Here is a 14,495-nt window from a genome sequence, read left to right as displayed (position 1 = left end):
AGGTTTTACCGGAGAATCATGAAGGCGTTGTCTATGTGGTGATGATTCGCTTAATGCTGCGTCGGTTAACCGATAATCGACGACGATGGAAGTCAAAAACTCCTCAGGCTGCTTAATATTAGTTTACGAACCCACTCTTAAGGTTGCCTTTGATGACAGCAGGTTGCATTCAATACTGCTCGTAACTGATCGTAGCTAGTACATGCTTGTTTAGCCCACCTGGTTGAAGTATTCCTTAGGCAAATAGTCTTTCCATAAATACTCAGTTTAGTCAGACGTTAGCATCTGGCAACTGCTGTTCATTGTTATCGCCGCCCTATACAGTGACCAGAATCGTTCCCAGACCCTACAGCTAGGAGCCAACGAATACCTCACTAAACCCTTTCGTTTTGAGCATCTGCTGAATTACTGTACTGATGCATAAACGAGGTGTATGAACGAGGGCCTGGTATTAAGCCCCTGAAGGAATATGCAGCTACCCCTAACCGCCAACATTGCCACCAATGCTAAACTGATTGCGTGCAATGTTGCCGCCTACAAATCCGGTAATGCCCCCATGGTCGAAATTTCTTTTTATGACCTGTTCTATAAACCTGTTCTATAAAAATGTCGCCCTCCCTACAGTGCTGGTTTATGCCATGGACAATGCCGTCCATCTAGCTGCCGCCAGAGATATCAACCAGGCCATGACGGATGGTGCCCTTCAGCCTGCCATCGTCGCCCGCTATCCTTTGACAGCCCCCGCCGCTGCCCCCGCCGCTGTGGATCGGGAAAACCTGATCGGTAAAGTTGTGATCGAGGTGGTGGCCTAGCTCCATGGATCAGCCCACTCCCCAGACCAACTCCCAGACTGGCACCCAGACTGACCCACCGATTACAGCGAATCGTTTTTCCACTTGGCTACCCCAACTCAGGCGGGAAATATGGATTTTGGCCACGGGACAGCTGTTACTGTACATCGGCCAAGGGTTTACCCTGGTTTACTCATCCATTTACTTTGTCAATGAACTAGGGTTTTCCCCTACCCAGGTGGGGCTAGCCCTCAGCAGCAGTGGGCTGGCTGGCATCGTTGGTCGGTTCTGGTCCGGCTGTGCTGTTGATTCTGACTTTTGGGGGCGGCGGCGCACCCTGATGCTATCGGCAACTATCACGTCCATAGCCTGTTTTTGCCTAGCCTTTGCCCACACCTTTGAGTTGCTAGTCCTGGGCAATATGCTCCTGGGCCTAGGGGTGAGCCTATACTGGCCCGCCAATTCGTCCGTCACCACGGACCTCACTACTCCAGAAAACCGGTCAGAAGCCTTTGCCCTAACGCGACTGGTGGATAACCTAGGTCTGGCCTTAGGAGCCCTACTGGCGGGGCAGTATATCGCCATGGACGGGAACTATAGCACCCTGTTTATGCTAAAAGGCCTCACCTATCTCCTCTTCGCTGGCGTGATTTATGTTGCCATTGCCGAAACCCGCCAACCCCAGACGGAGGTCCGCCGCCTATGGCAAAACTGGGGGCAAGCTTTTCGCGATCGCACCCTGCTCACCTTCCTCAGTGCCAACATTATTTTCACCATCTACACCGCCCAGCACACCAGCACCCTACCCCTATATCTGGCCAACTTTATCCCCCACGGCAACACAGAGACCGGCTTTTCAGAACAGTGGATTAGCTACTTTTTTGTCTGGCATGTTTGCTTAAAAATTGTTCTCCAGCTGCCCATCACTCGGTCGGTCAAGGCCATCAACTACATCTCTATTTTGATTGTTGCCCTCACCCTCTGGAGCGTTGCCTTCTTTCTTTTCTGGTTCATCGGCATCACCCCCATCAGTGCCCTGCCATTCACCATCGCCGCCTTTAGTTTGCTCTCCTTGGCCGAGATTTTATACTCTCCAGTGGGGATCACCCTACTGGGTGACATAGCCCCCATCAACCTGCGGGGCATTTACTTTTCCCTAGAATCTCAATGTTGGTCCATTGGCTTTACCATTGGTCCCGCCCTGGGGGGCTGGGCCTTGGATCATCCTGGGGCAGGGGGCGCGAATCTTTGGCTATATTTGATTACAGGTGGTTTGGTGGCTAGCCTGATTTTGGTGGTGTTAAAACAGCAGCTGTTAAAACAGCAGATGATGACAGTGGGTGAGACTGATTTAGCCGCTAATGGTCTCTGATCAGTGTCCTTGGGAGCTATGGGAGAGCACCTATTACGGTGGATGGACCATTCAAACCCATGATTCTGGCTAATGGCCCATCCCAGAGTGAGCACAAGGCATCTCCCCTACCGACCCTGACGGATCCATGAGTCTCTCCAAACTCGCATTCATCACGTCGTTATTTTGTCCTGACACCGAAAACGCCAATGCCTCCCGATAAACCCGCTGGGCCGGATGTCCCGCAAAATTCGCTGCTCCCCGCGATACAATGACCGCCCCATGGCCACAACGTACGGCCAAATTAATCGCCCAAGCTCGCAACCGCAAACGCTCTGGGGATGGATTGCCCAGGGTGCCATAGGTCTCCCTACGGCATTGAGCGACCTCAGCCTTTAACCTCTGATAGATCTGATCAATTGTCGGCAAGGCCGATGACCGGGCCCCAGCCAAAATATCTAACCCACCTTGGGCACAGCCTAGGGCAAAGCAATTGTGGGTCAGAGGATAGCCCAAATCAGCCTGCTGCATCCATCCTGCCGGTTTAACATCCAAGACCAACTCCGCCGGGGCCACCCAGTTTCGTAAGGTCGCCGTTACCGTTTGGGTTGAACCCAAGGCGGCCAGCTGCATCGGCTGACTAAAGGACAAAACAGGGTCGCTGCCCTGGAACGAGGCCAGTACAAACACTGCTCGCCCATCCGGTAGCAGCGCCGCCAACATCCAATGGTCAAAAATTCCAAACCCTGTCACCCAGGGCACTCTACCGTTAAAGCGATATCCCCCAGCCGTCTGTTCTGCCATCACTGGCTGTTGCGGCCGACGTAAGTGGGAAAAGCCAACGCCAAGGCCAATGTGACCTGCGATCGCAGCCCTCAAATATCTCTCTTTCAGGGCCAAATTGCCAGAATTCGACAATTCCTGCACACATCGCTGATGCTGGCTTTGTAAAAATACCAACGCCCCAGAGTAACGGGCCAACTGTTCGGTGTATTCCCAAATCGCCTGGGACTGCCAAGCCTGACCACCCCAGTCTGGAGAGGCTTTCAGACCCAATAGATGATGGCTGCCCAACCATTGAAAGGCCTTGTGTAACATCTGGGGATCTTGATCTAACTGGTCCGCTTGGGGCGCAATGACGGTTTGAAAAAGCGGATCAAGCTGGTTTATGGGAGAACCTGTGACAGCAGATACGCTCATGGGGGGAACTGGATAGGGGGCTAACGGGCTGACTTCAATGTAAAACTAAATAGGGTTTATGGGCTGGCCCCCAGTAGGATAAATAAACCCAATGGAAATCCCAATGGAAATACTGTAGAGCAAGGGTTCAGATTGGTTGAGATCGGTTCAGACTGGAGAAATATGCAAAACACGGCCCAAGGTTCTGCCATCGTCCATCTGGAGAACGTGGGGGTGACTTATGGCAATGGCGTTCAGGCCCTGGAGTCCATATCCCTGCGGATCAACCGGGGAGAGTTTGCCGTGGTACTAGGCTCCTCTGGGGCTGGAAAATCTACCCTGTTAAGGACGATTAACTACCTCACCCCACCGACCCAAGGGACAATCACCGTAGATGGCCTGGGTGATTTATCCAATCCCCAGGTATTGCGGTTACATCGTCAGCGCACCGGGATGATTTTTCAACAGCACCAGCTGATTGAACGGTATTCTGCTCTACAGAATATTTTGACCGGACGCTTGGCCTACCATTCGTTTTGGCGTAGTTTGTTGCCCTTACCCCAGGCCGATCAAAGACTGGCCCTGGATTGCCTACAGCGGGTGGGTCTCATGGACAAGGCCCTAACCCCAGTCAACGCCCTCAGCGGTGGCCAAAAACAGCGCATCGGCATCGCCCGCGCCCTAGTCCAACAGCCGCAATTAATGCTGGCGGATGAACCCATCGCTAGCTTAGATCCCACCAGCGCCCATCGGGTCATGACCCTGCTGCGTGATATTTGTCAAACCGATGGGATTGCGGCCCTACTGAGCCTGCACCAGGTGGATTTTGCCAAGGAATATTGCGATCGCATCATTGGTTTAGCCCATGGGCGGATTATTTTCGACGGTCCCCCCTCGGTCTTAGATCACCATAACCTGGATGAAATCTATACCCATCAAGCAATGGCCCAGCCCCATAAATAGTGGTTAGGAATGGGCAATTACATGACGTCCCCCTTTTATGTAGGATGTGTTACGCGATAGCCATAACGCAAACGCATCGGTACTTGATTTTTAAGTACTTTATTTATCAGCAAATCCCCTCGGAATAACACACTGTCCACAAAGGAGTTCATCACCATGGTTAGCATTGGCATCAAACAAAGAATCCCCAGTATCTATTTCATCGGCCTCATCGCCCTGGTGGGTTGTAGTGGTTCAGAATCAGCGAAGCCTAGCTCCTCGGATGCTGTTTCGCCCCCAGAAAATCCATCTAAGTTAGTCGTGGCGTTGTTGCCAGATGAGAATGCCGCCACCATTATTCAAGACAACGCAAAACTGGCCGAGTATTTAGAAAAAACACTGGACAAAGAGATTGAACTGGTGGTCACCACAGACTACTCTTCCATGATAGAAGCCGCCAGCAATGGGCGTTTAGACCTGGCTTACTTCGGTCCCCTCTCCTACGTTTTGGCAAAAACCAAGAGCGATCTAGAACCCTTTGCCGCACGCCTTGAAGATGGATCAACCTCCTATACCTCCGTCATTATTGGCAATGTCGAGGCGGGCATCGATCAGGTTGGGGATATTGAAGGTCAAACTGTCGCCCTAGGGGACCCTGCCTCCACCTCCAGCCGTCTCTTTCCTGAGCTAACCCTAGCCAATGCCGGGCTAAAATCAGGAGAGCACTACGAAGCCGTCTTTCTCGGTGCCCATGACGCCGTTGCCCTGGCGGTTCAAAATGGCAATGCCCAGGCCGGTGGATTGAGCCGTCCTATTTTTGAATCCTTGGTGGAGGCAGGGACCATAGACCCTGAAAAGGTGACTGTCATTGCGGAGTCGGAGCCCATCCCCCAATATCCCTGGACCCTACGTGCCGATCTAGATCCCCAGCTCAAGGACGAAATTCGTACAGCGTTTCTGGCCTTAGAGGATGACGCTATCTTGGGTCCGTTTGAGGCCGACGGCTTTGCGGCAATGACCGATGGAGACTACGACGGCATTCGTAAAGCTGCCGATATCCTAGGCTTGGACCTGGGAGAATTTGTGCAGTAAAGATTGTTTTCGAGAGTATATCTAGCAACAACCATGAGAACAGTCCCACCCGTTCCCAAAAACCCGTCATTCGACGGTATCCTACGACAATATCAGCGGAGCTGGGGGCAACAGATGAGACGGGCACTCCTCCTCCTGGGGCTTGTTCTCATCAGCTTTTTTACAGTCGAGTTATTAAACCTGGAGCGCATGGTGGCGGGTATACCCGCCATCTTCAAGCTACTGCGGGAAATGCTGCCGCCTGACTTTAGCCGCTTCCCCCAATGGATTGAGCCTATTTTTGACACCCTGGCCATGAGCATTGCTGGCACCGCCATGGCCATTGCTCTTTCCCTACCCCTGTGCTTATTAGCAGCCAGAAATACCACCCCTCACCCCATAGCCTTCCATACTGCCCGGATGCTGCTCAATATTACCCGTGCCGTGCCGGAGCTGATTTTAGGAATGATTTTGGTGGCGGCGGTGGGCTTTGGCAAATTACCCGGTACGTTGGCCCTCGGTCTGCATTCCGTGGGCATGGTGGGTAAATTCTTTGCTGAAGCCATTGAGCTCAGTGACCAGGCCCCAGTGGAAGCGGCCCGTTCCGTTGGGGCGACCGGTCCCCAGGTGATTTTCCATGCGGTTTTGCCCCAGGTACTGCCCCAGATGGCCGATGTCACCTTTTACCGCTGGGAATATAACCTGCGGGCGTCCATGGTGTTGGGGGCCGTGGGGGCCGGGGGAATTGGGTTGGAGATTATCAGTGCCCTGCGCATTTTGCAGTATCAACAGGTTTCGGCATTACTGATTGTGGTGTTGGGGATGGTCACTTTGGTGGATAGTTTGAGTAACTATTTACGGCAGGATTTTGTGAAGTGATCGCTGCGGCCCCTTGTCCTGGGTCAAAATCCTGCATTGGCCCCCCTTAATCCCCCCGATTATGGTGGGAAACGCCAGCTCAAGGTTCCCCAGAATATAGCCCAAGGGGCATTCAAGAAAGGGGAATTTAGGGGACTTCCAGAACCACCAGCGACTTTACAATGACTTGTGTGTACACGGTAGCCCAATATTGGGGAACCCCCGGTATGCCTAGTTAGGAAAACGCAGATACTTCCATAAAAGGGGGCATATTCGAAGAGATCAAACGCCTGATCTTCCATCCCATAAACAATTAGGCCAACCAATCTATACTTCAATTTGGCCCCAAATCCAGTTAACCCATGAGCTGACAGTACTGGCACGTCGAGTTATGGTGGTGCCGCTGATGGACAGATTTGCTTCCTGCATAATTGTAACGATGACGTCACGCGAGGGAACAGCACCATTATGCAGACTTTCCTTAAAGACGGCATAGAAAATAGGTTTGTTGAGCATCGCAGCAATGATGCCAAGATATTTGTTCCTATAGGAGCTGTTGAATATCTTTATGGCATTATCCGTAAGCCTGAAGGTAACACAATCACCATCAGTAGTTTTATCAATCAACCCGAGATAACGTCCTGCGTCAGTATAATACTGAGTTTGTCGTATATCAAATTGATAGTTCTCAGTAATATCATCTTTTGTCAGTTCTTTTTCTGTGAGTAGGCCTAACAGATCGATAACGCGTTCAAACTTATCAGCCTGTGGAAAGGGAATGCCTTCTACACTTTCAGCCGGAGATAGGCTCTGCAAAAGAGCCATGATGTCATCAGAGCTGATAGGCTCTGGCTGCAAGCTATATTCCACAGCCCGCGTCAGAATCAGGGAACTATAATGGCTGATGTCGGTGAACTGAAATTCATAGAAGGTAAAAGTGTCATTGGAAAAGGTCATGAGTACAGGGATGACCTTTTTGTGAACCTTTGATGACCATAATCGGAAGGGATAATAGAGCTGTCGAATGAGAAAGTCATCCACAGCATAATTCTTGGCCTCAATCAGCAGGAGATAATTATCACTTTCAAAGCCTGCATCAATCTCACATTGGGAGTTTTCAACGGTGATACTTCTGTTATTAATAGTGAAACCAAAACAACCAGTAGACATCCTACCAGATAAGGTTTGATAAGCTTCTTCTCCAAGAAAGTCTGTGATCAGACCAGCGATATAGGCATAGTTCAAAGCCAGACTTTCTGAATTCAGGTTAGGAAAACTAATACTCTCGATATTGTGCGGTATTTCAAAGAATACATGTTGTTTTTCAAGGTCTGAGGCAATAGTGAAGTGGGTTCTGAACGGCCCGACAATGTACTTGGTACGCGAAAGAGGCAGGATAGAGAGATGATGTTCCTTGAAGATGGCTGGAAGATTAACACTATGGTCAAACTTAGCCATGAGGCGGCTTTCACGTTCCTCGTTGATTTGTGCGGCGGTGATCTCAAAATAGCCATCATTCCTGATCTTTGTAAGCAGATCATATCTTGCAAAGAGAGTGTTCCAGGCAATGTCATTTTTTGTGAGATTAGCCATTACCCTCGTAGTTCTTGACCAGGATTTCGTCTATTTTGCCGCGCCGTGAGGCTTTGGAATTGATCGCTCTGGTAGCTTTGACGCGGATACATGTATAATCCTGATACAAGTCACGGATAAAGTTAGTGTAGGCATTACTCAGCATCACTTTACAGCCTTTATCAGAAAGCTTGACGAAGGTATCTCTCAGTCTTTTTTGCTCATCCTTGTTGAATCCATTGATATCGTATCCGGTAAATGAAGCGGTATCGGACACTGGGTCATAGGGGGGATCAAAGTATATAAAGTCATTCTTTCTGGCTTTAGCCACTGTTTTTGCAAAGTCTTGATTGAGGAGATCAACCTTGGCCGTGTTGAGATAGGAACTGACCGCCTTAAGGACAGCTTCGTCAAGAATATTGGGATTTGTATAACGTCCAAAAGGCGCGTTAAATTGCCCTTGGGCATTCACCCGGAATAGCCCGTTGTAACAGGTTTTGTTCAGAAAGATAATGCGTGCAGCTTTCTGAACGGGAGTTTTAGTGGAAAAGCTATCTTGTCTGTCCCATTCGCGAATTCGATAGAAATAATCTTCTTCATTACGGTGATGGCGCAGGTTTTCGACAAGTTCGTCCAGTGAGTCCCTGATAACCGTATAGCAGCTGATGAGTTCTTGATTACTGTCGCTTATGACAGCTTTTTTGGGCTGTAAAGCGAAGAGTAGCGCACCACCACCAATGAAAGGCTCATAGTATTTGTTGTAGGTATCAGGCATGTGTCTGATCAACTCAGGAAGTAGTTGACGTTTGCCCCCTGCCCATTTCAGGAATGGTCTGACGAGTTTATTAGGAGTCAATCGGGGCATGGGTAAACCAAACACTATATAAGCTTTGCCAGACATTATAGTAGTTCAAATTTACCATATAGTGAGCCGCTATATAATCTCAAAAAACGCCAGGTGGGTTAATCCGTAACGCTTGGTGCGTTGCAGTTCTAGACCATCCATCGATGCAGGTTGCCAATGGTCGGGGGCATATTCCGCCGCTACCATTCCCCCCGCCGCCATCAGAGAGGTTTGCACCAATGTCTCCAACACTGGCCCATAGAGTCCCCCCGTGTAGGGCGGGTCAAAATACACCAGATCAAACGGCGGCATCGCCAATTTTTTCAGCTGCTTAACCACATCCCCCCGCATCACCTGAAAGGTCTGTGCCGATGTGGCCACCGTATGCCAATTGGCCTGAATTACCTGGCAAGCTGCCGCCGACTGCTCAATCCCCACGGCCACGCTCGCCCCACGACAGAGGGCTTCTGCCCCCATGGCTCCACTGCCTGCACACAGGTCTAACCAACGGCTACCGCTGACACGACCCTGCCAAATATTGAATACGGCTTCCCGCACCTTCGCCTGGGTGGGGCGAGTGGTCTGCCCCGGCAAGGTTTTAATGGCGCGGTTACCGTAAATGCGGATGGACATAGTTTACTCAGCAGTTCACATATACGAACACCAATCGCTCCAGCCGCCGGGATAAAGCTTACCCATGGGTTTCCCCGCCACCACCTGGGAGAAGAGATTAACACAGGCCGTCACCCCAGACCCACAGTAAACAATCACCTCATCCGCATCATCCACCGCCCGCCAGTGTTGGGCCAACTCCGCCGGAGATTTCAGCCCCCCAGCGGCCGTACTGATGTCCTGCCAAAAGTAATTCACCGACCCCGGCACGGAGCCCGCAATGGGGTCAATGGGCTCCCGCTCCCCAAGAAAGCGATCGGCGGAGCGGGAATCTACCACCATGGTGCCAATTTCGTCCTTATGCTGGCGCACATAGTCGATGTCCACAATCCAGTTGGCCTGGAGCTGGGGCACAAAGCGGCCCACCTGGGGCCGAGGGGTTTCATCACTCAGGGGCAACCCCGCCTCCACCCAGCCATTGATCCCACCATCCAATAGGGCAATGTTCCGGTGCCCCAGGTATTGCAGCATCCACCACAGACGGGCGGCAAAGGCAAACCGGTCGGCATCGTAGATGACAACGGGGGTTTGGGGACTGGACTGAATGCCCAGGAGGTTTAGATGATCGACAAACTTGGGCCAATGGGGCAACGGATGGCGACCCCCATGGTCCTGGACAGGGCTGGACAGATGGCGGTTAAGGGCTAGGTAGTAAGCGCCGGGGATATGGCCCTGGTCATATTGCTGCTGGCCCAGATCTGGCTCCGGCAGGGAAAATCGACAGTCGAGGATAATCACCGACTCCAGGTGGTCCGTTAACCACTGGGGGCTGACGATGTGGCGGTGGGCCAGGTTGATGGCCGGTTCCAGGGGAGGATCTAAGAAGGCGGGCACGGCTTTAGTAGTGCAGGGTAAATGGTGTTCATTATAATTCTGGAGGCGTCACCCATGAAGGACATCATTAGGGGGCGTGGGTTCATCGGTAGCTGAAGGGATAGGTAGTGGATTGAACATGGTTGATGTTGGCGCCAATGGCTTTACTCCAGAAATCACCGGCGATGGCTCGGCCACGTTCTACTCAGAGGAATTTGGGGAGCATTTCCACTGTCGCCATGGGGCCTATACCGACGCCCAGCGGAACTATGTGGATGCGGCGCAGATTCCAGAGTTGGCCCAGGCAGAACGGCTAGCGATTTTGGATGTTTGCTATGGATTGGGCTACAACACGGCGGCGGCCCTGGATACGATCCAGCGGGTGAATCCTGACTGTCGGGTGACGATTCGGGCGTTAGAAATTAATGGTGAGGTGGTGAGGAGTGCGATCGCAAATGCCCTGCACCACCCCTGGACCCCAGCCACCCAGAAAATCCTCACCACCTTAGCCACCGAGCATTGTTACCACAGCCCCACCCTAGACATTCAGCTGCTCCTGGGCGATGCCCGCCAAACGTTACAGCCCCTAGCAGCCCAAGGCTGGCAGGCCGATGCCATCCTCTTTGATCCCTTTTCCCCCACCCGCTGTCCCCAGCTCTGGACCGTGGAGTTCTTTACCCTAACGGCCCAATGCCTAGCCCCGGGTGGCACCCTGGCCACCTACTCCTGTGCCGCCGCCGTCCGGACGGCCATGGGCTTGGCTGGGTTAACCATCGGCTCCTTCCCTGGGGCGGGGCGGCATTGGCCCTGTACCATCGCCACCAAAGACCAGCGGCCCCTCCCCGGCCTATCCCAACAGGAGCTAGAACATCTCCAAACCCGTGCCGCCATTCCCTACCGTGACCCCACCCTCAGGGCCACCCCCGAGGCCATTGTGGCCCAGCGTGAGCAGGAACAGCAGCAATGTACATGGGAACCAACCGGTGCGTGGCGACGGCGTTGGTTAACGGGACGGGCCAGCTAAAGTAGACAAGTACACTTGGGTAGTCCAACCGCTGCGCGGTATACTCCTCCCGTAATTTTCTGCTTTTTTACACTACCTTTCTACTTTCCTATGACTAATCCATTGGCAGTGGCAGTATTGGCAGCCGGTAAAGGCACTCGGATGCGATCGCGCATGCCCAAGGTGCTCCATCCCCTAGCGGGCCGCACCCTGGTGGAAAACGTGCTGGCCAGTTTGGACCAGGTACAGCCCGAACGCCAGATCGCCATCGTTGGTTACCTGGCCGATGAGGTGCGCTCAGCCCTAGCCCATATCAGTGGGTTAGAGTTCGTCGAGCAAACCGAACAGCTGGGCACCGGCCATGCCTTGCAGCAGGTCATTCCCGCCTTAGAAGGGTTTGAAGGCAATCTGCTGGTGCTCAACGGCGATGTCCCCCTGCTGCGCCCAGAGACCATTGCCAAACTGGTGCAGACCCACGTGGACAACAACAATGCCGCCACCATTTTGACCGCCCAGTTTGATGACCCTACAGGTTATGGCCGGGTCTTTTGCGATCAGAACTATATTGTTTCAGAGATTATTGAACACCGCGACTGTACCCCCGAGCAACAGGGCAACAGACGCATCAACTCAGGGATCTACTGCTTTAACTGGCAACAGCTGATGACGGTGCTGCCCCACCTCAAGTCTGACAACGACCAGGGTGAATTTTATCTGACCGATGTGGTTAAAGACCTGGCCCCTGTGATGGCCCTGGATGTGGACGATATCCAAGAGATTGCCGGCATCAACAACCGGAAGCAACTCTCAGATGCGGCTACGGTGTTGCAACAACGCATCAAAGACGAACTCATGCTGTCCGGCATCACCATGATCAACCCCGATAGTATTACCATCGACGCCACGGTCACCGTGGAACCCGATGTCATCATTGAGCCGGAAACCCATCTACGGGGCACCACCACCATTGCGACAGGTTGCCACATTGGCCCCGGCACCCTAATCGAAAACAGCACCATCGGCGCAGGCACCACCGTTCGTTATTCTGTTATTCTCAACAGCAGCATTGCCGGCACCGGCACCATCGGCCCCTACACTCACCTGCGGGGCCAAGCCATCATCGGCGAAGGATGTCGCATCGGTAACTTTGTTGAAATTAAACAGACCACCATCGGTGACAATACCAATGCCGCCCACCTAACCTATCTAGGCAACGCCACCTTGGGCAATCGGGTCAACATCGGTGCAGGTACGATTACGGCCAACTACGACGGTGTGAACAAACATCCTACCGTAATTAAGGACAAGACTAAGACTGGCTCCAACAGTGTTTTAGTCGCTCCAGTGACCCTAGGGGAGAATGTCACGGTAGGGGCGGGGGCAGTGGTCACCAAGGATGTGGACGATGGTTGCCTGATCGTTACCCGTGGAGAACGACGCATTATTAAAGACTGGCGACCAAGGTCTATAGATCCAAAAAACACAGAAGGGTAAGTAGGTTATCTCCATTATATTTCAGATGCCGAGGCCCCTTCCGTCCCCCAATTCTGGGGAAGATTGGACTCAAAGCCCTCAAAATTGGAGGTTTAGGAGCTTGTGCGAAGAAGCTGAACACCTGATTTTTTATCTTATAAACGATTAGGTTAATCCACTTAGAGAGGTAGCCAATCATACCTCCTAAATCGTTGTCAGTACCATGATAGAGAAATAGCTAAGGCGTTACAATGTCCTAATCTTTGAATTTAGCATTGCTGGTAATTGACGTTATCCGCAGGACTCGAGAAATGGGAAAGCTAGGATTAGATTAATAGTTTCGCTATGCAATGGACAACAACTCGACTTCAAAGGCACATCATAGGTCACCATTCAAGCGCTATAGCTACCTCCTCACGGGAGCTTTCTTAGTCGTTGCACTAATTTCCCTGAGTTTTCTGGGATTGCAATGGCAGACTGTCTATACCCATGAGCAAGCAGTTATCCAAAATAAGTTTTCTGAAACTTCTATTAATCTAGATAGCATCGTTAAATCGATGACTGACCAGCTCCATATTCTGCAGGTTAATGCTGAAGAAGATCTAAAATTATCTGCCAACAAATCAACGATTTCACCCCTAAGACAGCAGGTAGTTCAAACTGAAGAACAACGCTATCAACTGTTACCTCAACAAGATAAATCTCTGCCCCCATTGAGTAGTGTTCAAGGAATAGGCTCTCTCTCACATCAATCTGAGGATTTTGAGCGCGAGCTAAATATGGCATTACGGCTCACACCCATTTTTCGTGGCATTAAGGAAAATCTTCAGGAAGTGACATGGATCTATTACCTCTCAGCCCAGGCATTCATAAGTTTGTACCCCCGTAATACAGAGTTTGCGTTTGAGCAGAGCGTTTTAGAGCTGCCCTTTTTTACCCAGGGGTTGCCTGAAAATAATCCTCAGCGCCAAACATCGTGGACAGAGGCCTATCTTGATTTAGCTGGGCAAGGCATGATGGTCACGGCCAATGCCCCCATCTATTATAACGACCAGTTTCGTGGCACAGTTGCCATGGATATTACCCTGGATCGTCTAGATCAGGCGATTCAGAACTTTGATTATGCCCAGGGAACTCTCTTTATTTTAGGGTAAAATCGGCAACTGTTAGCCTATTCCGGCTTAGAAACAACCAATGCGTCTGAAATTCAGACCCTAGATGCCGTTTTGCCCCGTGGCCTCAAGGAAAGTATTGATGTTGTTTTGTCTAATCCTACTAATCAGATACAGAATATTGATTCTTTCTTAGCTATTCACCAAACAATTGTCAATACACCGTGGGACTTAATTTTCTTTGTTCCTAAAACCGCTGTTTATTATACGGTTGCAGCCAATGGTCTTATAGCTTCACTGATTCCCCTCATTGGTTTAGGTCTTTGTCTGTTGGCAACTCGGCAATTATTAAACTACAGTTTTATTCGCCCAGCGTGCCAATTGGTAGACCATATTGAAAATGAAAAACAGTCAGTTAAAACAACTCTTTCTGTAACACTTCCTCGGATTTGGGTGCCCTGGTTTGAGGCTATCTCCAACGCCTTCGAAGAGAATCGGCAGCTTTTGCAGACGCTGGAAACGCAGATCGAAACCCTAAAGACAGCCCAATTGCAATTAGTGCAAAGTGAGAAAATGTCTGCTTTAGGTAATTTGGTGGCAGGGGTAGCCCATGAAATCAACAATCCCCTCGGCTTTATTGGTGGAAATTTGGCAGAGCTAGAACGATCTCTCAAGGATATTTTTGCTGGCTCAATATGGAATTTAGGGAGGTCTGTGGGCTAATGGGATAGACTGAATGGCGAAGTAGCTCTGCCCCAGGCCATGATTAGCTTGACCGGACTCATTGACGATGAAAAGTGCTATGACGTCGTTC

The 14,495-nt window shown here is 51.2% G+C and carries 15 protein-coding genes; 10 read left to right on the top strand and 5 right to left on the bottom strand.

Annotated elements, in window-relative coordinates; translation table 11 throughout:
* The first annotated feature begins 469 nt into the window (after positions 1-469).
* From VB741_RS24980 to VB741_RS24970, 3 genes are read left to right on the top strand one after another with little or no spacing between them, the layout of a single operon-like run.
* On the top strand, positions 470-604 hold the full coding sequence (locus VB741_RS24980; protein ID WP_323367943.1) for a hypothetical protein: 135 nt from the start codon (positions 470-472) through the stop codon (positions 602-604).
* A gap of 34 nt (positions 605-638) precedes the next feature.
* Entirely contained in the window at positions 639-812 is a 174-nt protein-coding gene (locus tag VB741_RS24975; protein ID WP_323367942.1) for a hypothetical protein, read from the top strand.
* A gap of 4 nt (positions 813-816) precedes the next feature.
* Positions 817-2,163, top strand: coding sequence for an MFS transporter (locus tag VB741_RS24970; protein WP_323367941.1), 1,347 nt, complete (start codon positions 817-819; stop codon positions 2,161-2,163).
* A gap of 69 nt (positions 2,164-2,232) precedes the next feature.
* On the opposite strand, the gene VB741_RS24965 is transcribed toward VB741_RS24970, so the two are convergent.
* Entirely contained in the window at positions 2,233-3,342 is a 1,110-nt protein-coding gene (locus VB741_RS24965) for an acyl-CoA dehydrogenase (protein ID WP_323367940.1), read from the bottom strand.
* Positions 3,343-3,504: 162 nt separating this feature from the next.
* Between VB741_RS24965 and phnC the strand changes: the two genes are divergently transcribed.
* The 3 genes from phnC (at position 3,505) to phnE (ending at position 6,213) form a co-directional block, all read left to right on the top strand.
* A complete protein-coding gene (gene phnC / locus VB741_RS24960; protein ID WP_323367939.1) occupies positions 3,505-4,284 on the top strand; it encodes a phosphonate ABC transporter ATP-binding protein in 780 nt (259 codons plus the stop codon).
* A 156-nt stretch (positions 4,285-4,440) separates the two neighbouring features.
* Entirely contained in the window at positions 4,441-5,355 is a 915-nt protein-coding gene (gene phnD / locus VB741_RS24955; RefSeq protein WP_323367938.1) for a phosphate/phosphite/phosphonate ABC transporter substrate-binding protein, read from the top strand.
* Between the two features lie 33 nt (positions 5,356-5,388).
* Positions 5,389-6,213, top strand: coding sequence for a phosphonate ABC transporter, permease protein PhnE (gene phnE, locus VB741_RS24950; protein WP_323367937.1), 825 nt, complete (start codon positions 5,389-5,391; stop codon positions 6,211-6,213).
* 306 nt (positions 6,214-6,519) lie between these two features.
* Here phnE and VB741_RS24945 read toward each other — a convergent pair whose 3' ends face one another.
* The 4 genes from VB741_RS24945 to VB741_RS24930 form a co-directional block, all read right to left on the bottom strand.
* Positions 6,520-7,785 (bottom strand): type II restriction enzyme, encoded by a 1,266-nt coding sequence (locus VB741_RS24945; protein ID WP_323367936.1) that lies wholly within the window; start codon positions 7,783-7,785, stop codon positions 6,520-6,522.
* Positions 7,778-8,629 carry a DNA adenine methylase gene (locus VB741_RS24940; RefSeq protein ID WP_323367935.1) on the bottom strand — a complete coding sequence of 284 codons (852 nt, stop codon included), beginning with the start codon at positions 8,627-8,629 and terminating at the stop codon, positions 7,778-7,780. The genes VB741_RS24945 and VB741_RS24940 overlap by 8 nt, the downstream gene beginning before the upstream one ends.
* Positions 8,630-8,698: 69 nt before the next feature.
* The gene (rsmD, locus tag VB741_RS24935; RefSeq protein ID WP_323367934.1) at positions 8,699-9,241 is read right to left on the bottom strand and encodes a 16S rRNA (guanine(966)-N(2))-methyltransferase RsmD; all 543 of its coding nucleotides are present in this window, start codon (positions 9,239-9,241) and stop codon (positions 8,699-8,701) included.
* 15 nt (positions 9,242-9,256) lie between these two features.
* Complete coding sequence (locus tag VB741_RS24930; RefSeq protein WP_323367933.1) at positions 9,257-10,114, bottom strand: sulfurtransferase; 858 nt, start codon at positions 10,112-10,114, stop codon at positions 9,257-9,259.
* Between the two features lie 118 nt (positions 10,115-10,232).
* Between VB741_RS24930 and VB741_RS24925 the strand changes: the two genes are divergently transcribed.
* The 4 genes from VB741_RS24925 (at position 10,233) to VB741_RS24910 (ending at position 14,404) form a co-directional block, all read left to right on the top strand.
* Complete coding sequence (locus VB741_RS24925) at positions 10,233-11,117, top strand: tRNA (5-methylaminomethyl-2-thiouridine)(34)-methyltransferase MnmD (protein WP_323367932.1); 885 nt, start codon at positions 10,233-10,235, stop codon at positions 11,115-11,117.
* A 90-nt stretch (positions 11,118-11,207) separates the two neighbouring features.
* On the top strand, positions 11,208-12,590 hold the full coding sequence (gene glmU, locus VB741_RS24920; RefSeq protein ID WP_323367931.1) for a bifunctional UDP-N-acetylglucosamine diphosphorylase/glucosamine-1-phosphate N-acetyltransferase GlmU: 1,383 nt from the start codon (positions 11,208-11,210) through the stop codon (positions 12,588-12,590).
* Between the two features lie 536 nt (positions 12,591-13,126).
* Complete coding sequence (locus tag VB741_RS24915; RefSeq protein WP_323367930.1) at positions 13,127-13,723, top strand: PDC sensor domain-containing protein; 597 nt, start codon at positions 13,127-13,129, stop codon at positions 13,721-13,723.
* A 72-nt stretch (positions 13,724-13,795) separates the two neighbouring features.
* Positions 13,796-14,404 carry a hypothetical protein gene (locus VB741_RS24910; protein ID WP_323367929.1) on the top strand — a complete coding sequence of 203 codons (609 nt, stop codon included), beginning with the start codon at positions 13,796-13,798 and terminating at the stop codon, positions 14,402-14,404.
* Positions 14,405-14,495: the final 91 nt, after the last annotated feature.

Origin of the sequence: Leptothoe sp. PORK10 BA2 (assembly GCF_034932105.1) — a bacterium.
Lineage (GTDB): Bacteria > Cyanobacteriota > Cyanobacteriia > Phormidesmidales > Phormidesmidaceae > Leptothoe.
The sequence above is the reverse complement of the archived record's forward strand: the minus strand, read 5'-3'. Positions and strand labels throughout refer to the sequence as shown.